29 protein-coding genes are annotated in these 25,524 nt (G+C 38.3%); 19 read left to right on the top strand and 10 right to left on the bottom strand.

Annotated elements, in window-relative coordinates; all coding sequences use genetic code 11:
• A partial coding sequence (locus HMPREF2542_RS06635; protein WP_148129468.1) for a transposase occupies positions 1-271 on the top strand: 271 nt, incomplete at its 5' end.
• A gap of 353 nt (positions 272-624) precedes the next feature.
• Here HMPREF2542_RS06635 and HMPREF2542_RS06630 read toward each other — a convergent pair.
• Both HMPREF2542_RS06630 and HMPREF2542_RS06625 read right to left on the bottom strand, forming a co-directional pair.
• The gene (locus HMPREF2542_RS06630) at positions 625-924 is read right to left on the bottom strand and encodes a DUF1827 family protein (protein WP_058669766.1); all 300 of its coding nucleotides are present in this window, start codon (positions 922-924) and stop codon (positions 625-627) included.
• 64 nt (positions 925-988) lie between these two features.
• Positions 989-1,438 carry an NUDIX hydrolase gene (locus tag HMPREF2542_RS06625; protein WP_003068183.1) on the bottom strand — a complete coding sequence of 150 codons (450 nt, stop codon included), beginning with the start codon at positions 1,436-1,438 and terminating at the stop codon, positions 989-991.
• A 156-nt stretch (positions 1,439-1,594) separates the two neighbouring features.
• On the opposite strand from HMPREF2542_RS06625, the gene HMPREF2542_RS10160 reads away from it, so the two are divergent.
• From HMPREF2542_RS10160 to HMPREF2542_RS06610, 4 genes are all read left to right on the top strand, one after another.
• Entirely contained in the window at positions 1,595-1,798 is a 204-nt protein-coding gene (locus HMPREF2542_RS10160) for a helix-turn-helix transcriptional regulator (protein WP_049481400.1), read from the top strand.
• Between the two features lie 31 nt (positions 1,799-1,829).
• Positions 1,830-1,958, top strand: coding sequence for a hypothetical protein (locus HMPREF2542_RS10155; RefSeq protein WP_261674386.1), 129 nt, complete (start codon positions 1,830-1,832; stop codon positions 1,956-1,958).
• Between the two features lie 72 nt (positions 1,959-2,030).
• Positions 2,031-2,486, top strand: coding sequence for a helix-turn-helix transcriptional regulator (locus HMPREF2542_RS10150; protein ID WP_261674385.1), 456 nt, complete (start codon positions 2,031-2,033; stop codon positions 2,484-2,486).
• A 59-nt stretch (positions 2,487-2,545) separates the two neighbouring features.
• Positions 2,546-3,151, top strand: coding sequence for a GyrI-like domain-containing protein (locus tag HMPREF2542_RS06610; protein WP_058669765.1), 606 nt, complete (start codon positions 2,546-2,548; stop codon positions 3,149-3,151).
• Between the two features lie 46 nt (positions 3,152-3,197).
• Here the strand turns inward: HMPREF2542_RS06610 and HMPREF2542_RS06605 are convergent, their stop codons facing one another.
• Positions 3,198-5,477 carry an ATP-dependent Clp protease ATP-binding subunit gene (locus HMPREF2542_RS06605; RefSeq protein WP_070484602.1) on the bottom strand — a complete coding sequence of 760 codons (2,280 nt, stop codon included), beginning with the start codon at positions 5,475-5,477 and terminating at the stop codon, positions 3,198-3,200.
• A 238-nt stretch (positions 5,478-5,715) separates the two neighbouring features.
• On the opposite strand from HMPREF2542_RS06605, the gene HMPREF2542_RS06600 reads away from it, so the two are divergent.
• The 5 genes from HMPREF2542_RS06600 to HMPREF2542_RS06585 all read left to right on the top strand — a co-directional run bounded on the left by HMPREF2542_RS06600 (position 5,716) and on the right by HMPREF2542_RS06585 (position 9,490).
• Positions 5,716-5,946 carry a DUF1797 family protein gene (locus tag HMPREF2542_RS06600; protein WP_006267994.1) on the top strand — a complete coding sequence of 77 codons (231 nt, stop codon included), beginning with the start codon at positions 5,716-5,718 and terminating at the stop codon, positions 5,944-5,946.
• A 167-nt stretch (positions 5,947-6,113) separates the two neighbouring features.
• Positions 6,114-6,590: a FeoA family protein gene (locus HMPREF2542_RS06595; RefSeq protein ID WP_058669763.1), complete on the top strand. Its 477-nt coding sequence runs from the start codon at positions 6,114-6,116 to the stop codon at positions 6,588-6,590.
• On the top strand, positions 6,587-8,731 hold the full coding sequence (gene feoB / locus HMPREF2542_RS06590) for a ferrous iron transport protein B (RefSeq protein WP_058669762.1): 2,145 nt from the start codon (positions 6,587-6,589) through the stop codon (positions 8,729-8,731). Before HMPREF2542_RS06595 ends, feoB begins: the two co-directional genes overlap by 4 nt.
• Before the next feature lie 8 nt (positions 8,732-8,739).
• Complete coding sequence (locus tag HMPREF2542_RS09585; RefSeq protein WP_003023693.1) at positions 8,740-8,874, top strand: FeoB-associated Cys-rich membrane protein; 135 nt, start codon at positions 8,740-8,742, stop codon at positions 8,872-8,874.
• A gap of 73 nt (positions 8,875-8,947) precedes the next feature.
• Positions 8,948-9,490 (top strand): ClbS/DfsB family four-helix bundle protein, encoded by a 543-nt coding sequence (locus HMPREF2542_RS06585; RefSeq protein ID WP_003036027.1) that lies wholly within the window; start codon positions 8,948-8,950, stop codon positions 9,488-9,490.
• 359 nt (positions 9,491-9,849) lie between these two features.
• Here the strand turns inward: HMPREF2542_RS06585 and HMPREF2542_RS06580 are convergent, their stop codons facing one another.
• Genes HMPREF2542_RS06580 through HMPREF2542_RS06570 form a run of 3 tightly spaced genes read right to left on the bottom strand, consistent with a single transcriptional unit; the run spans position 9,850 to position 13,213 of the window.
• Positions 9,850-11,238 (bottom strand): ABC transporter permease, encoded by a 1,389-nt coding sequence (locus tag HMPREF2542_RS06580; RefSeq protein ID WP_003068202.1) that lies wholly within the window; start codon positions 11,236-11,238, stop codon positions 9,850-9,852.
• A 23-nt stretch (positions 11,239-11,261) separates the two neighbouring features.
• Positions 11,262-11,909, bottom strand: coding sequence for an ABC transporter ATP-binding protein (locus HMPREF2542_RS06575; protein WP_003071962.1), 648 nt, complete (start codon positions 11,907-11,909; stop codon positions 11,262-11,264).
• A gap of 11 nt (positions 11,910-11,920) precedes the next feature.
• On the bottom strand, positions 11,921-13,213 hold the full coding sequence (locus HMPREF2542_RS06570; protein WP_058669761.1) for an ABC transporter permease: 1,293 nt from the start codon (positions 13,211-13,213) through the stop codon (positions 11,921-11,923).
• Between the two features lie 269 nt (positions 13,214-13,482).
• Here HMPREF2542_RS06570 and HMPREF2542_RS06565 point away from each other — a divergent pair, with 269 nt between their 5' ends.
• The 9 genes from HMPREF2542_RS06565 to HMPREF2542_RS06525 all read left to right on the top strand — a co-directional run bounded on the left by HMPREF2542_RS06565 (position 13,483) and on the right by HMPREF2542_RS06525 (position 21,717).
• Positions 13,483-14,337 carry a bifunctional methylenetetrahydrofolate dehydrogenase/methenyltetrahydrofolate cyclohydrolase gene (locus tag HMPREF2542_RS06565; RefSeq protein ID WP_058669760.1) on the top strand — a complete coding sequence of 285 codons (855 nt, stop codon included), beginning with the start codon at positions 13,483-13,485 and terminating at the stop codon, positions 14,335-14,337.
• Between the two features lie 105 nt (positions 14,338-14,442).
• Entirely contained in the window at positions 14,443-15,282 is an 840-nt protein-coding gene (locus HMPREF2542_RS06560; protein WP_058669759.1) for an NAD(P)H-hydrate dehydratase, read from the top strand.
• Positions 15,283-15,374: 92 nt separating this feature from the next.
• The gene (xseA, locus tag HMPREF2542_RS06555; RefSeq protein WP_058669758.1) at positions 15,375-16,715 is read left to right on the top strand and encodes an exodeoxyribonuclease VII large subunit; all 1,341 of its coding nucleotides are present in this window, start codon (positions 15,375-15,377) and stop codon (positions 16,713-16,715) included.
• Positions 16,693-16,905 carry an exodeoxyribonuclease VII small subunit gene (locus HMPREF2542_RS06550; RefSeq protein WP_058669757.1) on the top strand — a complete coding sequence of 71 codons (213 nt, stop codon included), beginning with the start codon at positions 16,693-16,695 and terminating at the stop codon, positions 16,903-16,905. The genes xseA and HMPREF2542_RS06550 overlap by 23 nt, the downstream gene beginning before the upstream one ends.
• Positions 16,902-17,804 carry a polyprenyl synthetase family protein gene (locus HMPREF2542_RS06545; RefSeq protein WP_058669756.1) on the top strand — a complete coding sequence of 301 codons (903 nt, stop codon included), beginning with the start codon at positions 16,902-16,904 and terminating at the stop codon, positions 17,802-17,804. The genes HMPREF2542_RS06550 and HMPREF2542_RS06545 overlap by 4 nt, the downstream gene beginning before the upstream one ends.
• On the top strand, positions 17,770-18,585 hold the full coding sequence (locus tag HMPREF2542_RS06540; protein ID WP_039677314.1) for a TlyA family RNA methyltransferase: 816 nt from the start codon (positions 17,770-17,772) through the stop codon (positions 18,583-18,585). Before HMPREF2542_RS06545 ends, HMPREF2542_RS06540 begins: the two co-directional genes overlap by 35 nt.
• The gene (locus HMPREF2542_RS06535) at positions 18,578-19,009 is read left to right on the top strand and encodes an arginine repressor (RefSeq protein ID WP_058669755.1); all 432 of its coding nucleotides are present in this window, start codon (positions 18,578-18,580) and stop codon (positions 19,007-19,009) included. The genes HMPREF2542_RS06540 and HMPREF2542_RS06535 overlap by 8 nt, the downstream gene beginning before the upstream one ends.
• Positions 19,010-19,016: 7 nt before the next feature.
• Positions 19,017-20,675, top strand: a complete 1,659-nt coding sequence (recN, locus tag HMPREF2542_RS06530) for a DNA repair protein RecN (protein ID WP_058669754.1) — start codon at positions 19,017-19,019, stop codon at positions 20,673-20,675.
• Between the two features lie 310 nt (positions 20,676-20,985).
• Complete coding sequence (locus tag HMPREF2542_RS06525) at positions 20,986-21,717, top strand: metallophosphoesterase (RefSeq protein WP_058669753.1); 732 nt, start codon at positions 20,986-20,988, stop codon at positions 21,715-21,717.
• 62 nt (positions 21,718-21,779) lie between these two features.
• On the opposite strand, the gene HMPREF2542_RS06520 is transcribed toward HMPREF2542_RS06525, so the two are convergent.
• Genes HMPREF2542_RS06520 through HMPREF2542_RS06505 form a run of 4 tightly spaced genes read right to left on the bottom strand, consistent with a single transcriptional unit; the run spans position 21,780 to position 25,434 of the window.
• Positions 21,780-22,751, bottom strand: coding sequence for a siderophore ABC transporter substrate-binding protein (locus tag HMPREF2542_RS06520; protein WP_058669752.1), 972 nt, complete (start codon positions 22,749-22,751; stop codon positions 21,780-21,782).
• A gap of 21 nt (positions 22,752-22,772) precedes the next feature.
• A complete protein-coding gene (locus tag HMPREF2542_RS06515) occupies positions 22,773-23,525 on the bottom strand; it encodes an iron ABC transporter ATP-binding protein (RefSeq protein ID WP_006269739.1) in 753 nt (250 codons plus the stop codon).
• Positions 23,526-24,488 carry an iron chelate uptake ABC transporter family permease subunit gene (locus tag HMPREF2542_RS06510; RefSeq protein ID WP_070484599.1) on the bottom strand — a complete coding sequence of 321 codons (963 nt, stop codon included), beginning with the start codon at positions 24,486-24,488 and terminating at the stop codon, positions 23,526-23,528.
• A complete protein-coding gene (locus tag HMPREF2542_RS06505; protein ID WP_058669751.1) occupies positions 24,481-25,434 on the bottom strand; it encodes an ABC transporter permease in 954 nt (317 codons plus the stop codon). The genes HMPREF2542_RS06510 and HMPREF2542_RS06505 overlap by 8 nt, the downstream gene beginning before the upstream one ends.
• Between the last annotated feature and the right edge of the window lie 90 nt (positions 25,435-25,524).

Genomic DNA, 25,524 nt, shown 5'->3' with positions numbered 1-25,524 from the left:
CGGTTTGAAAGTGCATTTGGCGGTGACAGAGTCGGGCTATATTTTGGATTATCTGGTTACCCTTGCCTATTCAGGTAGCAGAAGAATTGCTGGAGACCGTGTCCCTTATTCTTGCGTTTTAGGAGATTTGGGATACCTAAGTAAAGAATTGAAAGAACGCTTGGAGGCAAAGGGGATTCATCTTTGGACGCCGCTTTGTAAAAATATGGAGAGCGCCGATGAGCATAACAATCCAGCAATTTTAGCCATCCGAGAAACTATTGAAACTTGAATCTTTGTTCTAAATGCAATGTTTGACATTGAGCACCCGATTGTTAGGTCTTTAGCAGAATGGCAATTGGAGATTGAACAGGTTCTTTTAGCCTACCATTTAGAATTTTTTATCAACTAGCAAAGTGAGTATCTATTGTTTCTTTTTCTGTGTTTCTAGTCATGTTTATTTGTATATACTCTGCTTTAATTATTTATCTCGTAGCACGTTATGGAAGTAAAAGATTTAAGTCATAGTTAGAGAAAAGCGGTTTGGTTAAATAAAAATCGTCTTAAAAGTTAGATTTTTCTATCTAACTTTTGGGGTGATTTCTTAAGCGCGAAATGCAAGATAAAAAATAAGCCCACAAGGGCTTATTTTGTTGGAATAGAAATTTCAATCAAGTTAGTAGAGTAGAGTGTTTTAATTTGAGATGCATCAATCAATTTTGTATCAATTTTTCGTTTTAGGAAAAATTCTCGAATTTTTTCAACTTCTTGTTCGCGAATAGCGCGGTGTTTATTTGAAATCAGGATTTCATAATGAAGTGGAGCCTGCGTAAAAACAACATCTGTATTTCCAGCAGAAAAAGTTTCAACTAAAGTGGCATCTGTGCTTTCTAACTGGCTTTGGACAAGATTCGCGTGGCTATTGGTTGTATTGATAAGCTTCATAATGATTTCCTCCTATATGCTAACCCTATTATAGCACTTTTCCATAAGAAATGTGAACAATTTCTCAGACTTTATGACTCTTTTTCCACATTTCAATTCCCCATTTATGGCTTCCGCGTTTTAGTTTGGAAATAGCTTCTTCGATTGGAAACCAAGCAAGCTGATTAAAATCCTCTAAAGGTGCCTGTGATTGCTCATAATGGCTCACTTCGTAAATGTAGGCAGGATTGTAAAAGTGGGTATCACGATGGCGAGAGTAGAAGTATTCATCTGCTTGTCCGTAATATTGCTCGATTTCAGCTGTGAAGCCAAGTTCTTCAATCAATTCGCGTTCAAGTGCGGTTCGATGGTTTTCACCTTCTTCGATTTCACCACCTGGTAAAAACCAAGCTCCATTTGGTGCTTGCACTAAGATGATTTTTTCTTTTTTAGCATCTGGAATAACTGCGTAAACACCATAGCGGTTTACATATTGAACGCTTTCTTTCTTTTCTCCAAAAGTTGCGACTGTCATATTTGTTCCTCTTTTGTGACTAGTTTACTATTATCATAAAGGATGAAGTGATTACTGTCAAGGGTTTAATAAGATTTCTTTTTGTTCAATCACTTGGTATTAAAACGAGACAAGATTTGGCAAGTTATAGTGGTATAATTATAGAGAGGTGAGAACATGACTCAAGGAAGATTACTAGGTATCATTTATTATCTACTGGGAAATGGGCATGCTATAGCACCAGCATTGGCTGAGAAGTTTGAGGTGTCGATTCGTACTATTTATCGTGATGTGGATCGGTTAAGCAGTGTAGGTATCCCTATTTATTGTAATCCGGGGAAAGGCGGTGGTATTTTTACTGGATTCATTTGTACTGGATAAAAGTTTACTATCGGCTCAGGAGTAAGAAGAATTGGTTTTATCTGTACAAGGCTTACAAGCTTTACGAGAAGAACATCAAGTATTAGAAAGGCTGCAGGCTTTGTTTCAAATTAAAATGGATAACTGGCTACAAATTGATTTTACAGATTGGCGTGGGTAAAAATACCATCAAGAAACGTTTGAGCAGATTAAGAGAGGAATCTTTCAGAGGCGGCTTCTTCAGTTTGACTACTTGAATCAACAGGGTGAAGAGATGAGCAGATGGGTTGAGTCTATGCAATTGATTTTTAAAAGTCAAGATTGGTATTTATATGGATTTTGTCGGAGAAAACAGGATTATCGGTTATTCAAACTAAGTCGAATCAATCACTGCCAGCTATCAACTGAAATATTTGACCGAGAGTTAAGACAAGCTGACTTTCAAAGTAAAGAAAGCCAAAAGGAAACAATTCGGCTACAATTGAAATTTGAAAAACATCGAGCTTTTCGTGTCTATGAAGAATTTTCTGGTTTGATTTCGACAGATGTGGTAGGAAATTTACTTGTAGAAGCAGAATTTCCGAATCATGACAGTCTTTATGCTTATCTTTTATCCTTTTTGGATGGAGTGGAAGTGTTAGAACCGCCTGAAGTGCGACAGAATTTAGCAAAAAAATTAAACGAAATTTCCCAAAAATATAAAAGTTGACAGAAACTGACAAGTTTACTTTGTTATGATTATGATAGAAAAACGAAAGGGGTAAACAAATGAAATATGAATGGAGAAAGGCTGAAAAAGCTATATATGGTGTGAAGGTAAGTCCGACGCTAGTGACGGTTCCGGAGCAGGCTTTCATTATGATTGACGGAGAAGGCAATCCAAATAGCTCTGATTTCTCTGAGCGGGTTTCGGCTCTGTACTCTCTTGCTTATGCAGTTAAAATGGATTATAAAAAATCCAATCCAGAGCTAGAAGTGACAGATTTTACAGTCTATCCGCTGGAAGGGATTTGGCGGCAAAAAGAAGCAGAAGTTTTAGTAAAAGATGACTTGGTTTATACCATTATGATTGCACAGCCGGAGTTTATTACCAGAGAAATGGTTGAAAAAGCTCTTGCAAAAGTAAAAGTGAAAAAACCAAATTTACACTATGATGAAATTCGCTTTGAACGAATGGATGAAGGAAATAGTATTGCAATGCTTCATGTAGGACCTTTTGATGATGAACCGCAAACTTTTGCGAAAATGGATGCTTTCTGTCAAGAAAATGGGTTAAAACGTTGTACGTCATATCATCGTGAAATATATTTGAACAACAAAAATCGAACAACTCCACAAAAGCTGAAGACAATTTTGAGATATAGAGTTCAGTAACGAAAAATTACTCCCTAGAGAAACTTCTAAGGAGTGATTTTCATAGTTAGTTAGCAGTGTCGTCTGCTGTTGTTTTAATTTCTTTTTCGGTCTCGTTTTCAGACTTTTTGGACGACTTGATAACAATCTTGCCATTGCTCGTCATGACAGCTTTGAGCTCTTTTTCGCTTGGATGTTCAAGATAGTAGTCGGTGATAGCATCCTCGATGTGATCTTGGATTGTCCGACGAAGTGGACGAGCTCCCATTTTTGGATCGTAACCAAGATTAACTAATTTTTCCTTGACTTTGTCTGTTACGTCTAGGTGAATACCATTTACATCTAAGCGTTTATTCACATCTTCAAGCATCAAATCTACGATTTGTAGGAGATTTTCCTTGCTAAGAGATTTGAACTCAATAATACCATCGAAACGATTCATAAATTCTGGACTGAAGAAGTTTCCTAATTCACCGATAACAGAATTGGTTCGTCCTTCACGCGCTGCACCAAATCCGACGTTTGCTTCAACTTTTCCGGTACCGGCGTTGGAAGTCATAATGATAATCGTATCTTTGAAACTGACTGTCCGACCTTGTCCATCTGTCAGACGTCCGTCATCCAGTACTTGTAAGAACATATGCATGACATCTGGGTGAGCTTTTTCTATTTCATCAAGTAAAATGAGAGAATAAGGATTACGACGTACACGTTCTGTTAATTGTCCAGCTTCTTCGTAGCCAACGTAACCTGGAGGCGCTCCGACGAGTTTTGCTACGCTATGTTTTTCCATATACTCACTCATATCAAAACGAATCATGCTGTCAGCTGAACCAAAGAGCTCAATCGCTAGTTGTTTAGAAAGTTCTGTTTTGCCGACACCGGTTGGCCCAACAAAAAGGAAAGAACCAATTGGTCGGTCTGGTGTACCTAGTCCAACTCGATTACGGCGAATGGCCTTCGCAATTTTATCAACAGCATCATCTTGACCAATGACATGAGCTTTCAAATCATCAGCCAGACTAATCAATTGTGATTGTTCCTTTTCTTTCAAGTCGCCAACTGGAATATTTGTCTTTTGCTCAATGATATGTTCAATGGTTTTTTCACTGATAAGAGGCGTATCTTGATCAGCCATTTTATTTTGCTGCATTTCTTTGTATTTGGCAATTTGGTCACGGAAATAAGCAGCTTTTTCAAAATCTTCATCACGAGTAGCTTGTGCCTTGAGATTTTCAGCTTCTACCAATCGTTGATCAATGACTTTTGGATCGACAAAGTTAAGTGTCAGATTCATCTTAGAGCCTGCTTCATCTAGCAAGTCAATGGCCTTATCAGGCAAGAAGCGATCTTGGATATAACGATTGGACAAGACAGCTGCTGCTTCAATGGCATCGTCTGTGTATTTGACGTGGTGATAGTCTTCGTATTTCTTTTGAATACCTTTGAGGATAGTGATCGTTTCTTCAACTGTTGGTTCATCAACTTTTACAGGCTGCATACGGCGTTCCAGTGCAGCATCTTTTTCGATAATCCGGTATTCATTGAGAGTTGTGGCACCGACTAATTGGAGTTCACCGCGAGCAAGTGCTGGTTTTAGGATGTTTCCAGCATCCATATTTCCATCGCCAGCAGAACCAGCTCCAACAATTTCGTGAATTTCATCAATGAATAATATAACATCTTGTCGAGAGCGAATTTCGTTCATGAGTTTTTGCATTCGTTCTTCAAATTGACCACGGATACCAGTCCCTTGAACCAAACTAACGACATCTAAACGAATGACTTCTTTGCCTTGGAGTTTATGTGGAACATCTCCATCTACAATTTTCTGAGCTAAGCCTTCGACAACTGCTGTTTTACCGACACCGGGCTCTCCGATGAGGACAGGATTGTTCTTCGTTCTACGATTGAGGATTTCAATGACGCGCACAATTTCTTCGTCACGACCAATTACAGGGTCAATCTCGCCCCGCCGAGCAAATTCAGTTACATTGATACCAAATTCTTCTAGGAGGCCTTTGGGTTGTTGTGGTACTTGTTGGCGCGTGCTGCCACCTTGATTGGAACCATAGCCTCCGTTACCGTATCCGCCACCTGATTGAGTAGGAGGGGTCTGCGGTTCTTGATGATTTTGAAAATTCCCTAGATTGCTAAAGAAATCATCAAAAGGGTCTAAATTATTTTGATTGTTCATATTGGTCATGCCACGAAATAAGGCATTATTTGGGTCTGTTTTCATGATTTGATAACAATTTTGACAGAGGTCAACTTGGTGTTGTTTTCCATTCACATTTGTGTAAAGGTGAATAGTTGATTCGTTTATTTTACAGTTTTGACAAAGCATGTGCTACCTCTTTCTTTTAAAATTTGCTTGACGGAAATCAATTGGTCAATAATAGTCAAACTTCTTATTTTCATTATATCAGTATTCTAAAACATTGCAAGAATAAAGTGTTAAAAGATAGAATTTTATATTTGAGTATTTCATTTTGTGTTAAATTTACCAAAAATGGGTCTTTTGCTGGTATTTCATCTTTCATTTGTGGTAAAATAGTAACGTATAAATGAATAGGAGAAGGAAAATGGAATCACATTTAGTAAGAATTATCAATCGTTTAGATGCTATGACAAAAGATGGCGGCAATTTGAAACGTAATTTTGAACGTGACGGGGTTGTTGTAGCAGAAGTAACTTATAGCTATGACGAAGAAAATGGCTCAGTATTCACTCTTCGCGATGTTGCAGCGCGTGAAACCTATACTTTTGATAGCATTGATTTGATTGCAATGGAAATCTATGAATTGTTATATTAAATTTGTTAGTCTCTAATAAATATGTCCTCTAGGCATCTGCTTAGGGGATATTTATTTTGCAATAATTTTTGCTTATCTATCTTAGAATTGTCAGAAATTCTTAGAAAAAAGTGGTATACTAATGTTGGTAGTAAGCATATTTCTTGACAAAATGAAAAGGAGAGAGTATGGATTTATTTCAAATAAAATTAGTAACAGAATATGAAATTGTCGGAATCGATCTAGAGGAAGCGAGTGTCCGTCATTTAGCTGATCTAGGGATTAAGATAGGCAGTTTTATTCAAGTCATTTCAAAAACAAACGACACAGCTATTCTCTTAGTTCGAGCTGCGAGGATTGCTTTGGACAATTCCATTTTGGAAAAGCTGGATGTTGTGCCAAAGGGCAGTAGCAAATCTTCTCTTCCTTTATCTGAGTTGGCAGTTGGAGATTCGGCATACATCGAAGCAATTCATGCAGATGGTGCTTTAAAACGACGGTTGATGGACATGGGGTTGACCAAAAACACAAACGTTCAATTACAAAAAGTTGCACCGTTGGGTGATCCACTTGAGATTAAGCTTAGGGGCTATGACTTGACCTTAAGAAAGTCGGAGGCTAGCTTGATCAGTGTGGTGAAAGGTGAAAAGGAAGCAAAACAATGAAAGAATTAGCGCTTGCGGGAAATCCGAATAGTGGAAAGACTAGTTTGTTTAACATATTAACTGGTAGTAGACAGCATGTAGGAAATTGGCCTGGAGTAACGGTTGAAAAGAAAAGTGGTCTGTTTCGTAAAAATAAAGATATTATTATTCAAGATCTACCGGGAATTTACTCATTGTCGCCTTATACTTCTGAAGAAGTGATTAGTAGAAATTATCTTTTAAGCGGTAATGCAGACGGGATTTTGGATGTAGTTGACGCAACCAATTTGGAACGAAATCTGTACTTGAGCTTGCAATTGATTGAGACAGGAATTCCGGTTGTGCTGGCTTTAAATATGAGCGATGTCGTTGAAAAACAAGGGAAATGGATCGATACGACTAAATTAAGCTATCAGCTAGGTGTGCCAGTCGTTGCGACCAGTGCTTTGAAAAAGACTGGGATTGACCAAGTCATGCAGCAGGTCTTACGAGAAATGGAGCGCACGGATGAAACGCTCTATCCTGTTTACGACAGTCATTTTGAAGCGGCTTTGTCAGAAATTATCCGCATTTTAGGAAATGCAGTACCTCAAAAACAGGCTCGTTTTTATGCCATTAAGTTTTTTGAACGCGATAAAGAATTATCCGAACAGCTGGTGTTGTCTGATTTCCAAAAAGCGGAGATTGAAGATGCGATTAGGATTACGGAGGAAATCTACACTGAGGACGCAGAGACCATTGTTGTTAATGCGCGCTATGAGTTTATTGAGTCAGCGGTCAAAATGGCGCTGCAAGCCGATGTTACTAAATTAAGTTTGTCAGACAAGATTGACCGTATTGTGACCAATCGTTATTTAGCTTTACCAATCTTTGCGCTTGTTATGTGGTTGGTGTATTTCCTCTCTATTCAAACGATTGGAACGATGGGAACGGATTGGACAAACGACATCCTCTTTGGAGAATGGATTCCGAACGGTATCAAATCACTGCTGGAACACTTAGCAGTATCTGATTGGCTTCAATCTTTGATTGTTGATGGGATTGTTGCAGGTTGTGGGGCTGTCTTGGGCTTTGTTCCGCAGATTTTCGTCTTATTTGTTTGCTTGGGAATTTTGGAAGACATTGGTTATATGAGCCGGATTGCCTTTGTTATGGATCGGCTGTTTAGACGCTTTGGCTTATCTGGGAAATCTTTTATTCCTATGCTGATTTCTACGGGATGTGGTGTTCCTGGCGTTATGGCGAGTAGAACTATTGAAAATGAACGTGACCGTAGGATTACGATTATGACAACAACATTTATGCCTTGCTCCGCCAAATTACCAATTATTTCTTTAATTGCTGGAGCGTTCTTCCCTAATAATCCTTGGATTGCACCAAGCGCTTATTTTATCGGAATGGGAGCCATTGTCTTATCAGGAATTGCTTTGAAAAAGACGGCAATTCTCGGTGGCGCTGTGGCACCTTTTATCATGGAGCTACCGAGTTATCACTTGCCACAAGTCAAAACTGTTTTGCGCTATGCGGGACAGAAGGCTTTGAGTTTCATCAAACGGGCTGGAACGATTATCTTTGTGACTAATATATTCATCTGGTTTGCTAGTTCCTATAACTTTAGCTTACAGGCGGTCGAAACAGAAAATAGTATTCTAGCTACCTTAGGAAAAGGATTAGCTTGGATCTTTACTCCTCTTGGATTTGGTAATTGGCGAGCAACTGTAGCAGCTATTACCGGCTTATTAGCTAAAGAGACGGTGATTTCGACTTTTGGAATTTTGTATAAAGTGACTGATGCGACAGAGACTACGAAAGAACTATGGAACAATCTCCAACAGCATTATACGGCACTTTCCGCCTATTCATTTCTTGTCTTTAACTTGCTTTGTGCCCCTTGTTTTGCAGCGATTGGTGCGATTCATCGCGAAATGGGCAATGCAAAGTGGACATGGATTGCCATATCTTTCCAAACGCTACTGGCTTATAATGTCAGTCTTGTGATTTATCAGTTTGGTCAAGCGTTGCTATATGGAAAAGGATTATCTTCTGGAACTATTTTTGCTCTATTCGTTGTAGTAGTTGGTCTCTATTTCATCTTTAGAAAACCACGTAAAGAAAAAATAGAAGTTATCACTTTAGATAATCTGACACATCAAACAGTATAGGAGAAATTATGTCCACGATTATTGTATTTATCATCATTTTAGTTTTAGCAGGTGCAGCTATGCACCATATCATCAAAGGAAAAGGACGCTGTGGCGATTGCGACTGCCAATGTGAAATCAAAGAAAAAATGAGACAAAAATAAAGAGAAAACTAAAAATATGACAGAGGTTGTCAGGTCATTTGTTATATGATTTATTAAAAAAGGAGAACACAACATGGTAAGACCTACTAGCAAGACTGAGTTGATTAGTGCAGCAACACAGCAATATGCAAAGCTACAGTCATTGATTTCCCGATTAACAGAAGAAGAGTTGAATACCACATTTGATTTTTCAAAAGATGAGAAACGGAAAGAAGCTCATTGGAAGAGAGATAAAAATCTTAGAGATGTTCTCATTCATCTTTATGAGTGGCAACAATTACTTCTCAATTGGGTGTATTCCAATCAAAATGGTGTCGAAAAATCGTTTTTGCCAGCACCTTATAATTGGAGAAGCTATGGTGAGATGAATGTGGCATTTTGGCAAAAACATCAACAGACACCGCTAGAAAAAGCAATCAAGTTGCTTCATCAATCACAGGAAAAAGTGCTAACCCTGGCTGAAACCTTTACAAATGAAGAGCTGTTTTCAAAGAGCGTTTATAAATGGGTTGGTGGGAGTACTCTTGGCTCCTACTTTGTCAGCTGCACATCCAGTCACTACGACTGGGCTATGAAGAAGCTGAAAGCACATCAAAAGAACTGTAAAAATCAGTAAACAATCAGTAGGGTTGGTAGCAAAAAGACAAACAACAATGCTCAAGCGAGCCAAATCCACAGTAGTTAACCTCATCCGCTGGGCTGACGGAGCCAATCAAAACAGTTTCATCCTGTCCGCCGGGCTGACGGAGCAAACCAAAAGTAGTTCATCTCGTCCGCCGGGTCGACGTGGTAAACTAAAAGTCATTTATCTTTTCGACTAGGTCGACAGATCCAATCCAAAGCGGTTCATTTTATCGACCAAGTCGACAAAGCGAACCTCACGTCATTTCATCCGAGAGTCAGTCCAGCTGTCTATAAATAAATCGGTCCGTCAACTTAGCTGACGGACCGATTTTGTCTGAACTCATTGATATTTTATTTGCTGTTATCTCCCATTAGTAAGTCTTTTGGTTGCTTACTAAGGAGCGTGATTGAAGCAATGAGGACGGAAACGATGATAATGGCAAGTCCAAAGATGACCACTTTGGTCATATCATCAGGAGATACATGTACATTGAGGCTAGTGAGGGTCTTGTTAAAGCCATCCACTTCAGCCCCGCCTCCAAGATTGGCGCTCTTACCTTCTCGAGCTAGTTTTTCAGCAATACCACTGGTAACTTGTTTTAAAATGCTATTTCCCATCACCTTGCTGACAGCACTACCTGCAAAGTAAGCACCAATGAAGCTAAATATACTTACAAAGAGGACTTCTGTGATAAATTGGAAGAAAATCTTTGTTTTGCTAATTCCCATTGAAAGCATGATTCCCATTTCTTTTCTACGACCATTGATCCATAAGAACAAGACTAGGGTAAGAACAATCGCTCCAAAGATTAGCGTTCCGATTAAGAGATTTCCAGTAACGCCATAAATACCGTTAATAGAAGATTGAAGTGCTGGGAAGTTGCTTGTACTCTTAACAAGGGTGTAGGCTTCCCAATCAATAGATGATATTTCTTTTACTTTCGCCATCACTTTATCAATATCTTGGCTACCATTTACAAAGAAAGTAGCATCTTGATAAATAGCGTTTTTATCTGTTGAACCTTGTAAAGTTTTAGTCGTTTCTAAGTCTGTGATAAAGGTATTTTCATACAATTCTTGAGGACTAGAAACGCCTCCTTTATTTTTCCCGTCAAAAATTCCGATAACTGTCACTTTAGTCGTTTTATTAGCTTTGCGAACGTTATCATAATCATAAGTATTCGATTTTATATTAATCGTATCGCCGACTTTAAGTTTGTTCTTTTCTGCAAAATCTTTATGAATTAAAGCAACATTTTTGTCATTTTTGTTGATATGTCTACCTTCAACTAGTTTGAAGGTTTCTGCGGTAAATTTATCATCTTTAGATGAATCGTTGATACCTGTTGCCATAATGGCACGGCCGAATTTTTGTTTTCTATCTTCGCTTTCAAAGTCGGTTTCTCCAGATTCAACCAATTGGTGATCAATTAAGTCAGCGACAACATTCATTCGTTTGATGTAGCCAGAGATACCTTTAACTTTTTCCACAGCTTCGATATCTTCGCCTTTAAGATTTCCTGCTCCGCGAGGTGTACCTTGGTTCACTTCGCGGTTAATCTGCATTGAGAAACTGCTAGTGATATTTTTGAAAGTTTCTTTTGAAGCAGCGTCTGTTGCATTTTTAACAGCAATACTGCCAAGTGTTAAAGTAGAGATGGCTAACAGGATTAAAAAGATAATCAGTGTTTTTATTTTTTTGCGCCATACATAGGCAAGAGCGTTCTTTATCGTTAACATATAATTTCTTCTCCTTGGAGGTCTTATTTATAATTCTTAGTGACTTCGACTAAGTTCTTATTGCTTAACTCTAAGACGACGTCTGCTTTATTAGCTAACTCTTTGCTGTGTGTCACCACAATCACACATTTATTTTTTTGTTTAGCTGATTTAATTAGGACTTCAATGATGTCCATGGCAGTACCTTCATCTAAGTTCCCAGTTGGTTCATCTGCTAAGATAATTGGTGCTGTAGATGCAAGAGCGCGTGCAATAGCAACCCGTTGCTGCTGGCCACCTGATAATCGTAATACGTTACGATGGATTTCTTTTTCGTTGAGTCCAAGTTGTAGTAAGCTATCTTTACTTGCTTGAGAATTTACGAGTCGAACATTCTCCATCGGAGTTAAGTAATCGATTAAATTATAATTTTGGAAAACCAGAGAGATTTGTTTCCGTCTGTGATGGTTATAGCCTTTTTGAGCAATGTCTTGATCTTCAAAGAGGATTTTTCCTTTTGTAGGAGTATCAAGTCCTGCAAGGAGGGAAAGCAAGGTTGATTTTCCTGCACCAGATTTCCCTATAATAGCATAAAATTTTCCTTCTTCAAATGAAGCTGTGATCTGATTCAATACATTTTCTTGTAGGCTATTGTATTGGTAACTAACTGAATCCATTTTTAAAATTGTCATGTTTTGTCTCCTTAACTTATATCGGTTAAAATATCTTTTGGTTTTTTATGTAGGATAATAGAAGATGAACCTACTACTGCAAGTAAAATAATGATGAGCAGTATTCCATAAGTCATCAAAATAGTAGAGGTATGTAAGTGCGGAACGATATTTTCAAAAATAGCGGATGAGCTATCTTGTTGTTGACCGCCTTTTATAAACCCTTTGAATACCATAGTGGAAATATAAGAGCCACTAATAGAAGCTAGTGCCATACTAAATACTGATATGATAACCAGTTCTAGTATGAATTGAGAGATAATCATCGCTTTTGAAATACCGAGAGATAATAGTACTCCGATTTCATAAATTCTTTCTCTCAACCAGAACATGAGAATCAAGGAAAGAACGATGATACTTCCAATAATGATACTGAAAGTTAAAACATTAATAATCTGTTTGAAACTGGTAACAGAAGAAGAAACTGCTTCAAAAGCCTTAGAATTTTTAACAAGATCAGTTTGCTTCCAATCAATTTTTGACTTTTTGACTGTATTGATGACTTTATCAATTTGATTTGGATTTGATACGAAATAAACGGCTGCAGATAATTTATAATCAGCTGGTTTGTAGCCTTGTAAGTGTTGGCTTGATTCATAGTCCATATAGACAGTATTTTCTGTCGCATCTGAGCTTAAACCTGTTTGTTTCTCTTCTTTTTTTCCAGAGAAGATACCAGCAATTTCAAACTCTACTTCATGGAGTTGTTTAGCATCCTCATCCTTTAAGGAAGCTCCCTTTAGTTTTAGTTTATCTCCAACCTTTAAATGGTTCTTTTTAGCTAATTTTTCATGGATGAGAATCTTGGATTTATCGCCTTTACGAATTGGCTTTCCTTGTTCAAGTTTGAAAACACCACTTGCAAAGGTTGTTTCTAGAGTAGAATCACTTGTTCCTAATGCAGCAACCAGATTGTTGAGGACAGGGTTTTGATTGTCTCTTGTGACACCTTGTTTTTTCTTAACAATAGTTTTATCTGTCAAACTTGCTAAAGCATCGTATTTGAAGTTGAATTTTGAAATTTTTTTATTCTCAAGTAATTTTTCTGCTGTTTTTAGTGAAAGTGGTCGTTCAAGTGTTTTGCTAGTTATTGTAAAGCCAGTATTTGATGCGTCATAGATTTTCTTTTCGATATTATTAGTCGTTCCCATAATAGAAAAGCTACTAGTTAAGGCAGTTGAAATGAGAGTAAGTATCAGAAATACAAGAAGAGTTTTAACTCTTTTTCTACTGATGTAATTCAAAGCCTGCTTGGCTATTTGCATAATTTTCTTCCCTTCTATATATTTTAAAACTAAATCGGTACCGTGTTCTATGTTAAAGCAGTTACCTTAAAATAGTTTTAAGGTTTAAGGTAATTTTAAGTTTTTTGGCTGATTTTTTTCTGTTTTTTCTGTAATTTTTTATAAAATATTAAAAACTGAAAGAAGAAAGGAATTCTACGATCTTTTGATTGATAACGTTTTATAAGAAAAAGCAGTCATTTTTTTGTTATATGTTATAATAGAATGAAGAAATTAGAAATGAGATGGATATGACAAAGATAATTGATGGCAAGGCTTTGGCAGAAAAATTGCAAATACAGTTAGCAGAAAAGGTTAGAAAATTAAAAGACGAAACAGGATTGATTCCAGGACTTGTAGTGATTTTAGTGGGGAATAACCCAGCTAGTCAAATTTATGTGCGAAATAAAGAGCGCTCCGCTTTGTCAGTGGGGCTTCATAGTGAAGTGGTACGTTTGCCAGAAACGACGACACAAGAGGAATTGCTTACCTTAATTGAACAATATAATCAAGATCCAGACTGGCACGGCATTTTAGTACAGTTGCCTCTTCCCAAACACATTGATGAAGAAGCGGTGCTGCTAGCGATTGATCCCGATAAAGATGTGGATGGCTTTCATCCGATGAATATGGGGCGACTCTGGAGTGGCCATCCTGTTATGATTCCCTCAACACCTGCTGGTATTATGGAAATGTTTCATGAATATGGTGTTGACTTAGAAGGCAAACGTGCGGTGGTCATTGGACGAAGTAATATTGTGGGTAAGCCCATGGCACAGCTCTTGCTGGCTAAAAATGCCACAGTGACTTTGACTCATTCGCGGACACATCATTTGTCAGAAATAACAAAAAAAGCTGATATTTTGGTTGTTGCCATTGGTCGTGGTCACTTTGTGACGAAAGATTTTGTTAAAGAAGGTGCAGTCGTGATTGATGTGGGGATGAACCGTGATCAGAATGGTAAATTGATTGGCGATGTAAAATTTGATGAAGTATCAGAAATCGCTAGTCTCATTACTCCTGTGCCAAAGGGTGTTGGTCCCATGACTATTACTATGCTTATGGAACAGACATATAGAGCCTGCAAACGGAGTTTGAAGAAATAGAGTGCGACATGTTTTCGATTTTGGAGACATGTCTATTTTGTTTATGGTAAAATAAAGATAAACAAGGGTGTCACTTCTCTACTGGCATAAGTGAAGGGAGCAAACATGAAAGTGGTAGACTATACATTATTGAAAAAGGTTATTCAACCACGTGCGCTGAATGGTCACAAGGGAGAGTATGGTCGTCTGTTATTGATTGGTGGTACTTATCCGTTTGGTGGCGCAATAATAATGGCAGCAATGGCTGCGATCTATAGTGGAGCTGGCTTGGTCACAGTGGCAACAGATAAGGAAAATATCCCATCGTTACATGCACAATTACCTGAAGCAATGGCTTTTGATATTCGGGACGAGAAATTATTGAAAGAACAGATCCAAAAGGCAGATGTGCTATTGATTGGTCCAGGTTTGGCTGAAAATCCTCTTGAAAAAGCTACTTTACAGTTGGTAATAAATCTTGTTAGTGAACGTCAAGTTTTTATCATGGATGGCGGAGCCATTTCTTTTTTTAGCAAAGAAGTTTTGCCATTTCCAAAGGCACAGACGATTTTTACACCACATCAAAAAGAATGGGAACGGTTGAGTGGATTAAAGCTAACAGAGCAGACACTCGAAAAAAGTCAAGAAGCAGTTAATGCTTTTCCTGTTAAAACTATCGTTGTTCAAAAAAAGCATGGAACGACTATTTTTCAAAGTGGAAATTGGAACTGTTTTCAACTGTCCATCGGAGGTCCGTATCAAGCAACAGGCGGTATGGGGGACACGCTTGCAGGTATGATTGCGGGCTTTACAGGACAATTTAAAACGAGCTCTCTACTAGATCGTGTAACTGCCGCTGTCTATCTTCATTCGGCGATTGCAGAGGAGTTGAGCAAAAAATCTTATGTGGTCTTGCCAACAAAAATTAGTAAAGAGATTCCTAAGTGGATGAAGAAATGGTGTTAGTTTTTATGAATTCTGTCAATGATTTTTTATAGATAGTTTGGTATAATAAACATTACAAATGAAGAAGAACTATAGGGGAAGAAAGGAGAGAAATGGCTGAGTATTTATCTGTATCGACCTTGACTAAATATTTAAAGTTAAAGTTTGATAAAGATCCTTATTTAGAGCGGGTTTATCTGACAGGAGAAGTTTCCAATTTTCGCAAACGTCCGAATCATCAGTATTTCTCTCTCAAAGACGAAAAGGCTGTCATTCAGGCAACAATCTGGGGCGGAGTTTACAAAAAGCTAGGTTTTGACTTGGAAGAAGGCATGAAAATCAATGTTGTCGGCCGGATTCAGCTTTATGAGCCAAGTGGCTCCTACTCTATTATCATTGAAAAAGCGGAGCCAGATGGTGTAGGGGCTTTGGCAATTCAGTTTGAGCAGCTTAAAAAACGGTTAGGGGAAGAAGGCTTGTTTGAGACTCGATTTAAACAAACCTTACCGCAATTTCCTAAGAAAATTGGGGTAGTGACTAGTCCTAGTGGTGCAGTGATTCGCGATATTATTACAACTGTTAGCCGTCGTTTTCCAGGAGTAGAGATTATTCTTTATCCAACCAAAGTACAGGGAGAAGGAGCTGCTACTCAGGTGGCAGATAGTATCCGTCGTGCTAATACACGAAGGGATTTAGATGTCCTTATCATCGGTCGAGGTGGTGGATCAATTGAAGATCTTTGGTCATTTAACGAAGAAATTGTTGTCCGTGCCATTTTTGAATCTCAAATTCCAATCATTTCAAGTGTAGGGCATGAAACAGATACGACTTTGGCAGATTTTGTTGCAGATAGACGCGCCGCAACGCCAACTGCCGCTGCAGAACTAGCAACACCTGTAACAAAATTGGATCTCTTAGCCCACATACAGCAGCAACAAAATCGTTTGGCTACTGCTACGTCTAATCGTCTTACCTATAATCGTGAGCGATTGGTTAAGTTGAGCCAGTCTGTCATTTTTCGTCAACCGGAACGATTATATGATAGCTATCTTCAAAAATTAGATCAATTAAATTTGCGACTCAAGCAACAAATTCGCGAATATTATAGTGAAGGGATGCAGCAAGCAAAGCTCTTAGAACATCGTTTGGAGGCTTTATCTCCTTTAAGGATGGTTCAGACTTATCAAGAACGTGCAGTCCAGTTGGAACGCCTTTTACGTAGCAATATGGCGGTGATTTATGATTACAAGGTAGCAGAAGTCAAGCGTTTATCTGATGCATTGCTTATGTTGGATACCAGTCGAATTGTGGCTCGTGGCTATGCGATTGTTCAAAAAGACGACAAGGTGGTATCAGGTACCAAAGATATAGAAAAGGGTGACAAGGTCAGTGTGGTTATGCATGATGGTCATCTGGAAGTTGAGGTAAAAAATGTCAAAAGAAAAGAAATTTGAAGAAAATTTAGCTGATTTAGAAGTCATTGTGCAAAAGTTAGAAAACGGAGATGTCTCTTTGGAAGAAGCGATTTCTGAGTTTCAAAAAGGAATGCAACTTTCAAAAGAACTTCAAGCAACCTTAGATAAGGCAGAAAAAACACTAGTCAAGGTTATGCAGGCTGACGGCACAGAAACGGAAGTGGAATGAAACAAGACGAAAAATTGGTTAGAATTGGACGGACTATTGAGAATTTTTATGTTCAAAAGATGGTATCGGCTGATTTGATTGAAGTGATTCTTTACTCAATCAATGCAGGCGGCAAGCGGATTCGCCCTCTGCTGCTTTTGGAATTGTTAGAAGGTATGGGTTTGGAATTGACGGAGGCCCATTTTCAGGTGGCCGCAGCGCTTGAGATGATTCATACTGGAAGTTTGATTCATGACGATTTGCCAGCTATGGATGATGATGATTATCGTCGTGGTCGTTTAACCAGCCACAAAAAATTTGGAGAGGATATGGCTATTTTAGCAGGGGATTCGCTCTTTTTGGATTCTTATGCCTTAGTAGCAGAAGCGGCATTACCTAGTCAGATTAAGGCAAACTTAATTGCAGAATTATCTCAAGCTGCTGGAACCTTTGGCATGGTTGGAGGTCAAGTTCTTGATATGCAAGGAGAAGGTCGTGACGTTAGTTTGGAAGAGTTACAGGTTATTCATGCTAACAAAACTGGTAAACTCCTGACCTATCCTTTTATTGCAACTGGTTTGATTGCTGAACTAGCAGAACCGCAGCAAGAAAAATTAAGAAAAACGGGTCAATTACTTGGACTAGCTTTTCAGGTGCGAGATGATATTCTAGATGAGACAGCTAGTTTTGAGGACTTGGGGAAGACACCACAAAAAGATGTAGCAGCAGGGAAGGCTACTTATCCAGCTATCTTGGGCTTGGATGGTGCTAAGCATTTCTTTGAAGAACAGTTGAGCGCAGCTGAGATTTTATTAGCAGAGGTAGAAATGGACATAGATTTTTCAGGGTCTGCTATCAGAAAAATAATAGAAAGTTTGAGGCTTAATGACGAAGGAAAGAGTAGATGTTCTAGCTTATAAGCAAGGTTTGTTTGAAACGAGAGAACAAGCTAAACGAGGGGTCATGGCAGGTTTAGTTGTTGCCGTTGCCAATGGTCAACGTTTTGATAAACCTGGTGAAAAAATTGATGAAAGTATGGAGTTGAAACTCAAGGGAGAAAAGCTCAAATATGTCAGTCGTGGTGGTTTAAAATTAGAAAAGGCTTTGCAGGTGTTTGACATTTCAGTTGAGGAGCAGGTCACGCTGGACATTGGAGCCTCGACAGGTGGCTTTACGGATGTTATGCTGCAAAATGGTGCGCAGCAAGTCTACGCAGTAGATGTCGGCACGAATCAGCTGGCATGGAAACTCCGTCAAGATGAGCGAGTGGTCAGCATGGAGCAATTTAACTTTCGTTATGCTGAAGCAGCTGATTTTGAGAAGATACCTAGTTTTGCCTCCATTGATGTCAGTTTTATCTCGCTTCGTCTCATTCTACCAGCTTTGCATAAGATTTTGGCTAAAAATGGGGAAGTTGTGGCACTCATTAAACCGCAGTTTGAGGCTGGTAGAGAGCAAATTGGTAAGAATGGAATTGTAAAAGATAAAAAAGTGCATCAAGCAGTTTTAGAAAAAGTAACGGACTTTATGGTTGAAGCCGGATTCTCTGTCAAAGGTCTGGATTTCTCCCCTATTCAAGGTGGACATGGGAACGTGGAATTTCTGGCCTATTTAGAAAAAAGGTTTCACCCCGAAAACCTAGTAAAGACGATGATTACAACTGTCGTGGAAACAGCACATAAGGAATTTAAGGATGAATAAAAAAGAAAGATTAGAAAAAATTAGACGTTTTGTGTCGGATTATGAAGTTGGAACACAAGAAGCCATTGTAGAATATCTGAAACAGTCAGGAATCACAGCAACACAGGCAACCATTTCACGAGACATTAAAGAGCTGGGAATTGTCAAAATTCCGCAGAAGGATAACACCTATATCTATGAATTACCAAAATCAGCCAGTACAAGCTTAAAATTAGCGGATAACAATATTTTAGACTTTGAGTTGTTAAGAAATATGATCAACCTTCGCCTTGTCCCTGGAAGCACAGCTTTTGTGAAGCGACAAATCGTAGAAGATTTTTCTGATGACATTTTTAGTATTTTAGCGGATGATGACACAATCCTCCTTATTTTCCGTAATGAAGAAATGGCTCATAAGGTATTGGAAGAGATAAAAAATTGGTAGGTAGCCTATGTTACTTGAAATTTCCATTAAAAATTTTGCAATTATTGAAGAGGTTTCTCTCAATTTTGAGCAAGGCATGACTGTTTTGACAGGTGAAACGGGTGCTGGGAAGTCTATTATCATTGATGCTATGAATATGATGTTGGGAAGCCGAGCAACAACAGATGTGATTCGTCATGGCGCTCCGAAAGCTGAGATTGAAGGACTGTTTGCGATTGAACAGAGTAAAGCTTTGGTTGAAATCTTTGAGCAGCAAGGGCTTGATATGACAGATGAGTTGATTATTCGACGAGAAATTTTCCAAAACGGTCGCAGTATCAGCCGTATTAATGGTCAAATGGTCAATTTATCCGTTTTGCGATCGGTTGGACAGCATTTGGTGGATATTCATGGTCAGCACGACCAAGAAGAGTTGATGCGTTCCCAGTTACATATTGCTATGTTGGACGAGTTTGGAGATGAAGTATTTTTTAAACTCAAAGCGGATTATCAGCAAACTTTTGATCAGTATCGTCAGTTGCGTAAGCAAGTTATAACGATTCAGAAGAATCAAGAAGAAAATAAGGCGCGAATTGATATGCTGGAATATCAGATTGCAGAGATTGAGGCGGCCAATTTAAGAGCTGGCGAAGATTTGGCATTAAACCAAGAACGCGATAAATTACTCAACCATAAGCAGATTGCAGACACTTTGACAAATGCCTACGCTATGCTGGATAATGAGGATTTTTCGAGTTTATCTAATATTCGAACTGCCATGAATGATATGGAAGCTATCGAAGAGTACGATGTTACTTACAAAGAAATTGCGGCTAATCTTTCTGAGTCTTACTATGTACTGGAAGACACAACAAAGCGTTTGGAAGACATTCTAGATAACATGGATTTTGATGGTGATCGTCTCTTAGAAGTTGAAAGGCGCCTAGATCTAATTTATAGCATTACTCGTAAATACGGTGGGCATGTGGATGATGTGTTAGCTTATTTAGAGCAAATTTCTAAAGAATATGCGCTTCTGACTGGAAAGAATCTCTCATCAAATGATTTGGATCAAGAGTTGAGAAAGCTAGAGAAAGATTTGGTCTCTCTAGCAGGTCGTCTGAGTCAGGAACGGCACGAATTAGCCCAGCAATTGGAAGCAGAGATTCAGCAAGAATTAAAAGATCTCTATATGGAAAAGGCGAATTTTCGAGTTCAATTTACCAAAGGAAAGTTTAGCCGCGAGGGAAATGAGCATGTTGAATTTTACATTTCGACTAATCCGGGCGAAGATTACAAACCGCTCGTTAAGATTGCTTCCGGTGGCGAATTGTCACGTTTGATGTTGGCAATCAAGTCTGCTTTTTCTCGTAAAGAAGGCAAGACAAGCATTGTTTTTGATGAAGTAGACACAGGCGTGTCTGGACGTGTTGCGCAAGCTATTGCTCAGAAAATTCATAAAATTGGCTCCAATGGACAAGTTCTTGCCATCTCGCACCTGCCACAAGTGATTGCCATTGCAGATTATCAATTTTTCATCGAGAAAATATCAGATGAATATTCAACAGTTTCAACAGTTCGCTTGTTGTCTGATGAAGAGCGTATCGAAGAGATTGCTAAAATGTTAGCGGGTGAAAATGTGACTGAAGCAGCTCTCACGCAGGCTAGAGAACTATTGAAACAGTGAATGGGTTGACGTTGTTCGTCTCCTTCGTTATGCCAAAGTTCTGGTATAATGACCCCGGATATTTGTATAATCTAATTTCTACAAAGTTGCTTAAGCACCTAGAAGGCTGCTAAGTCAGCAATTGAATAAAACGAAGTTTTCGTCAAAAGTACTCTTCCAAATTTGGAAGAGTGACTTGCTTCGCAAGTTTTATCTGTAACCTTAAAGTAGTACTTTGAGTAGTTCGTTTCTGCACCAGTTGTTTACTATACAAAAGGCTTTGAAGTTGGAGACTTGAATTTCAATCTCTTCTTTTATCAGGAGGAAAACCATGACAAATTATTTTGTAATTGGAGATGTACATGGAAAGGCAAATATGCTAGAAACGCTACTCAAAAAATGGAATGGAAAAAGCCAGCTCATTTTTTTAGGAGATTTGATCGACCGTGGTGAGGATAGTAGAGCAGTTTTAGAGTGTGTGAAGAACCTTGTTGTAAAGCAAGGAGCGATTTGCATTTCCGGAAATCATGAGTATATGTTTCTAACTTGGTTAGATAATCCCGAGAGAGGATATGAACATTATCGCCGTAATGGTGGAGATACGACAATCAATTCCATTTTAAGACGACCTTTAGACACTCCTGTTGATGGAGTGGAAGATGTTAAGCGCGTGTTAGAAGAGGCACCAGATCTCGTGACTTTCATTCGTCAGATGCCCTTCTTTGTTGAAACAGAACAGTATATTTTTGTGCATGCCGGTATTGATTTAGATTTGAAAGATTGGCACCAAACTACTGATTATCAAAAGGTTTGGTTGCGTGAACCCTTTCATCAGGGATACAATCAAACCGGAAAGACAATCGTATTTGGTCATACCCCAACTTTTTATCTCTTGTCTGAGAGACCTGGGACAAGTCACCTTTGGAGAACGCAGGATCAAAAAATTGGTATGGATGGTGGAGCTGTCTATGGTGGAGTTCTCCATGGAGTTTTATTCGGAGACGAGGGCATTTTAGAACATTATTTCGTCAAAAATCATACATTGGTGGCGGAAGATAATTGAATGTTGTACAACAAAAGAGTTGAAAGAACTTTTCAAGTAAGTTTTCTTTCAACTCTTTTTGTTTATTTTCCAGCTATATTTTTGACATCTTTAATCATCAATTTAGTAGACTCGAGACCACCACCGCTAAGGTACCAAAGATCCGATGTTAAATTAACAATCGCTTTCTTTTTAGCAGCATTTGTTTCTTGAATTAGTGAATTATTCAAGAAATCTTTATTCACTGAATTATCGCCACCGATAGCAAGAGTTCGATTGAGAGAGAAAATAATGTCTGGGTTGATTTGTTTGACACTTTCGAAACTGACCTCTTGACCGTGCCGAGAGTCTTTAATTTTGGCATCAGTGGCTTTGAATTTCAGGGTGCTATAAAGAAATGCAAAACGTGATTTCGCACCAAATGCTGACATTGCGCCCTCGTTCAGCATAAGCATTAAGGCTTTTTTAGTTGACTTTTCATTTGCACTTGCAACACTTTCAATCTCTTTATCTAATGCAGCTAGTTCGCTTTTAGCTTTTTTTGTCCCATCTTCTCCAAAGATACTTGCCAGGGAGAGAATGTTTTGTTTAGTAGACCCCCAGTAATCTTTATTATCTGCTTTAAAAAGGACAGTAGGAGCAATTTCTTTAAATTTCTTAACATACTGTGCCGTACGTGGAGAAGCAATGATTAAATCTGGTTTCAAGGCGGCGATTGCTTCCATATCAGGCTCTTTCATGGTGCCAACATTTTTGATGTTTTTTGAAAGATTTTTCAAGTAAGCAGGCAAGGTTTTCTTTGGAATCCCAGCGAGACTACTTTCCTTTCCTAGAGCCCGAATGGTATCGGCTGCACCAAGGTCAAACGTAACAATTTTTTTAGGATTGATTGGAACTTTAGTCTCCCCTGCTGCCGATTTAATAGAGACTTCACTTGCAGAAGATGAGGTATTTGTCTTTGTGTTTTGTTTATTATGAGCACCACAAGCTGCTAAAAATACAACAGCAAAAGCTGTAAGGATAGATAACAATAGTTTTTTTGTATTCTGTTTCATCAGAAATCCTCCAAATTTAAATTATAGATATACACAGATTTTTTTCCCGTTGATTTCACCAAGGGTTATGTCCATTTCGTACAATGAATCTAAAGTTTCTTTTTTCATGATTTGTTCTGTCGTACCTTGACAAAAGAGTTTTCCATCTTTAAAGGCGACAATCTCATCCACATATTGACTAGCGATATTGATATCATGAATGACAATAATAATCGTTTTTCCCAGATCATCCACAAGTGAACGCAAGATTTTCATCATGGCAATACTTTGCTTAATATCCAGATTATTCAGTGGCTCATCCAAAAGAATAAAATCTGTATCCTGTGCCAAAACCATGGCAATAAAGACACGTTGCAATTGCCCTCCTGAAAGTGTATCAATAAAGCGATTTCGCAAGTCAAGGATATTCAGATAAATCAAGGCTTGCTCCACTTGTTGAACATCATCTTTTGTTAAGTGATCTTGGCTATATGGAAAGCGCCCAAATGAAACTAGTTCTTCAACAGTTAATTTCGATTGATAGTTGATTTTTTGCTTTAAAATCGTTAGCTCTTTAGCTAATTCTCTAGAATTCCAAGCTTCAATTTCTTTTCCTTTGATACTGAGAAACCCCTGATCTTTTTTGAGTAAGCGACTCATGATAGAGAGAAGAGTAGATTTTCCAGCACCGTTTGGTCCGATAAAGGCGGTGAATTTACTGGGAGAAATTCTTAAACGAATGTCGTCTAAGACTAACTCTTCCCCAAATGATTTGCTAATGTTTTTTAATTGCATTTAACGTTTTGCCTCCTTTGCTAAGAGATAGAAGAAGAAAGAACCTCCTACTAACTCGATGACCATGCTGACATTAATTTGTAGTTGAAAGATTCGCTCTACCAGCAGTTGTCCGCTGATTAGAAAGATAAAGCCGAGTAAACTGGCCACTAAAAAGAGCCATTTATGCTGGTATTCTTTGATGAGTAGATAGGCTAGATTAGACATCATAAAGCCAAAAAACATCATGGGTCCAGCTAAAGCAGTCGTTGACGAAGTCAGTAAAACAATAGCCCATAGCAGTTTTTTTTGCTCTTTTTCTACCTCTATGCCTAAAATCATAGCTGTCTTTTTATCTAAACGGAAGACATTGAGCACAGCATTCTTTTTCAATACATATAGACTAACTAGTCCGATGATGACAGTAGCAATCAGAACAATTTCCATATTCATTCGTTGAAATGAAGGAAATAGTTTAGTTTGAAGCTTATCGTATTCGTTAGGATCCATCAACACTTGCAGAAAGGTACTTGTACTTCTAAATAGTGTGCCTAATGCCATACAGATGAGTAAGATGAACACAAAACCTTGTTGTAACAGTTTTTTAATCATAGGCTGCAAACAAAGGAAAAATCCACATTGAATACTCAAAATGATAATAAACTCAAACAAGGGATTTGATATCTTTCCAATAAACTGATTGGCAAAAAATAGATAGACAGTCTGCATGAGCACGTAGAGAGCATCCAGCCCCAGGATACTTGGTGTTAAAAATTGATTTTCAGTTATCGTTTGGAAACTGATTGTGGAAAAACTAGCAGCAACTGCAATGATTAGATAGGCCAATAACTTTTGCGATCGCAGTTTTATGATAAAGCCTGTCAAAGGATACTCTGTTGGCATCAGGTAGAAAAATATAGCTACTATAGCCACAAAAAGTAGCAAGATGATGAGCCCTCTTGTTTGGATTTTCATTTTATTCATGAGTGGCACCTCGCCATAAAAGATAAATGAATGTTAAACTTCCAAAAATTCCCAGAATCAAACTAACTGAGATTTCGTAGGGACGGATCACCATACGTGACATAATATCACAGATTAAAATTAAGCCTGCTCCCGTCAGGGCAGTAATACTTTTGATGCGCGTGATATGATCTCCATAAAATTTTCGCACAATATTTGGTACAATCACGCCTATGAAAGGAAGCGAGCCCACTGTAATCATCGTCACACTGGTTGTGAGAGCAATGAGAAATAGGCTCAATCCTTCCATTTGATAAAAAGATATCCCTAGATTATGGCTAGCATCTTCTCCTAGATTCATAATTGTAAAAGTAGCAGACAACCGCCAGACAGCAATCAGAATAACAAAACTTAAAAAAAGCCACTCATATTGATGTGTCTGAATCATTGCAAAAGATCCTTGCGTCCACGATGTCATACTTTGCACTAGATCAAAACGATAGGCAAGAATTTCAGCAGCTGCACTAATGACACCACTATAAATAATTCCGACAAGTGGCAGCAACCATTTTTCCTTAAATGATAATTTTCTGATAAATCTAATAAAAATAATCGTAAAAAAAATAGAAGAGACAAAGGAGAAGAGCATTTTTTGAGCCAAATTCGCCGTTGGAAAGAAGAAGAGGCTGAGAAGCATACCGAACTTTGCAGCATTTACTGTTCCAATTGTACTAGGCGCTGCAAAATGATTCTGTGTAACAGTTTGCATCAGAAGTCCCGCAATACTCATGCTAGATCCTGCTAAAATGATACTAATAGTCCTTGGTAAGCGCGACTCTAAAAATAATAGCCAAGTGTTCGTCTCACCACTGAGTAGTTTATGCCAAGAAAAACTGCTAGCACCAACCATAATTGAAATGAAAGCCAGTATAAGACAAAGAATTCCTAAAAATTTTGTCTGTTTCATTTATCAACTATTCCCTCTTTCTCTAAAATTTACTTTAAATTAAGATACAAGAATAGGCTAACAAAAAAACATTAGAGTGTCAATTATTTT

This window comes from Streptococcus sp. HMSC034B05, from assembly GCF_001809055.1.
Taxonomy (GTDB): domain Bacteria; phylum Bacillota; class Bacilli; order Lactobacillales; family Streptococcaceae; genus Streptococcus; species Streptococcus constellatus.
This window is presented reverse-complemented; position numbering and strand designations above follow the sequence as displayed.

What these genes read in the sequence shown, in the direction of transcription:
- HMPREF2542_RS06565 (WP_058669760.1), top strand. Translation starts at nt 13,483, where the DNA reads ATGACAAAGATAATTGATGGCAAGGCTTTGGCAGAAAAATTGCAAATA.
- HMPREF2542_RS06600 (WP_006267994.1), top strand. Translation starts at nt 5,716, where the DNA reads ATGGAATCACATTTAGTAAGAATTATCAATCGTTTAGATGCTATGACA.
- HMPREF2542_RS06605 (WP_070484602.1), bottom strand. Translation starts at nt 5,477, where the DNA reads ATGCTTTGTCAAAACTGTAAAATAAACGAATCAACTATTCACCTTTAC.
- HMPREF2542_RS06585 (WP_003036027.1), top strand. Translation starts at nt 8,948, where the DNA reads ATGGTAAGACCTACTAGCAAGACTGAGTTGATTAGTGCAGCAACACAG.
- HMPREF2542_RS06505 (WP_058669751.1), bottom strand. Translation starts at nt 25,434, where the DNA reads ATGAAACAGACAAAATTTTTAGGAATTCTTTGTCTTATACTGGCTTTC.
- HMPREF2542_RS06510 (WP_070484599.1), bottom strand. Translation starts at nt 24,488, where the DNA reads ATGAATAAAATGAAAATCCAAACAAGAGGGCTCATCATCTTGCTACTT.
- HMPREF2542_RS06575 (WP_003071962.1), bottom strand. Translation starts at nt 11,909, where the DNA reads ATGACAATTTTAAAAATGGATTCAGTTAGTTACCAATACAATAGCCTA.
- HMPREF2542_RS06540 (WP_039677314.1), top strand. Translation starts at nt 17,770, where the DNA reads ATGACGAAGGAAAGAGTAGATGTTCTAGCTTATAAGCAAGGTTTGTTT.
- HMPREF2542_RS10160 (WP_049481400.1), top strand. Translation starts at nt 1,595, where the DNA reads ATGACTCAAGGAAGATTACTAGGTATCATTTATTATCTACTGGGAAAT.
- HMPREF2542_RS06630 (WP_058669766.1), bottom strand. Translation starts at nt 924, where the DNA reads ATGAAGCTTATCAATACAACCAATAGCCACGCGAATCTTGTCCAAAGC.
- xseA (WP_058669758.1), top strand. Translation starts at nt 15,375, where the DNA reads ATGGCTGAGTATTTATCTGTATCGACCTTGACTAAATATTTAAAGTTA.
- HMPREF2542_RS06595 (WP_058669763.1), top strand. Translation starts at nt 6,114, where the DNA reads ATGGATTTATTTCAAATAAAATTAGTAACAGAATATGAAATTGTCGGA.
- feoB (WP_058669762.1), top strand. Translation starts at nt 6,587, where the DNA reads ATGAAAGAATTAGCGCTTGCGGGAAATCCGAATAGTGGAAAGACTAGT.
- HMPREF2542_RS06625 (WP_003068183.1), bottom strand. Translation starts at nt 1,438, where the DNA reads ATGACAGTCGCAACTTTTGGAGAAAAGAAAGAAAGCGTTCAATATGTA.
- HMPREF2542_RS06560 (WP_058669759.1), top strand. Translation starts at nt 14,443, where the DNA reads ATGAAAGTGGTAGACTATACATTATTGAAAAAGGTTATTCAACCACGT.
- HMPREF2542_RS06580 (WP_003068202.1), bottom strand. Translation starts at nt 11,238, where the DNA reads ATGTTAACGATAAAGAACGCTCTTGCCTATGTATGGCGCAAAAAAATA.
- HMPREF2542_RS06520 (WP_058669752.1), bottom strand. Translation starts at nt 22,751, where the DNA reads ATGAAACAGAATACAAAAAAACTATTGTTATCTATCCTTACAGCTTTT.
- HMPREF2542_RS06550 (WP_058669757.1), top strand. Translation starts at nt 16,693, where the DNA reads ATGTCAAAAGAAAAGAAATTTGAAGAAAATTTAGCTGATTTAGAAGTC.
- HMPREF2542_RS06535 (WP_058669755.1), top strand. Translation starts at nt 18,578, where the DNA reads ATGAATAAAAAAGAAAGATTAGAAAAAATTAGACGTTTTGTGTCGGAT.
- HMPREF2542_RS06525 (WP_058669753.1), top strand. Translation starts at nt 20,986, where the DNA reads ATGACAAATTATTTTGTAATTGGAGATGTACATGGAAAGGCAAATATG.
- HMPREF2542_RS06515 (WP_006269739.1), bottom strand. Translation starts at nt 23,525, where the DNA reads ATGCAATTAAAAAACATTAGCAAATCATTTGGGGAAGAGTTAGTCTTA.
- recN (WP_058669754.1), top strand. Translation starts at nt 19,017, where the DNA reads ATGTTACTTGAAATTTCCATTAAAAATTTTGCAATTATTGAAGAGGTT.
- HMPREF2542_RS06545 (WP_058669756.1), top strand. Translation starts at nt 16,902, where the DNA reads ATGAAACAAGACGAAAAATTGGTTAGAATTGGACGGACTATTGAGAAT.
- HMPREF2542_RS09585 (WP_003023693.1), top strand. Translation starts at nt 8,740, where the DNA reads ATGTCCACGATTATTGTATTTATCATCATTTTAGTTTTAGCAGGTGCA.
- HMPREF2542_RS06570 (WP_058669761.1), bottom strand. Translation starts at nt 13,213, where the DNA reads ATGCAAATAGCCAAGCAGGCTTTGAATTACATCAGTAGAAAAAGAGTT.
- HMPREF2542_RS06610 (WP_058669765.1), top strand. Translation starts at nt 2,546, where the DNA reads ATGAAATATGAATGGAGAAAGGCTGAAAAAGCTATATATGGTGTGAAG.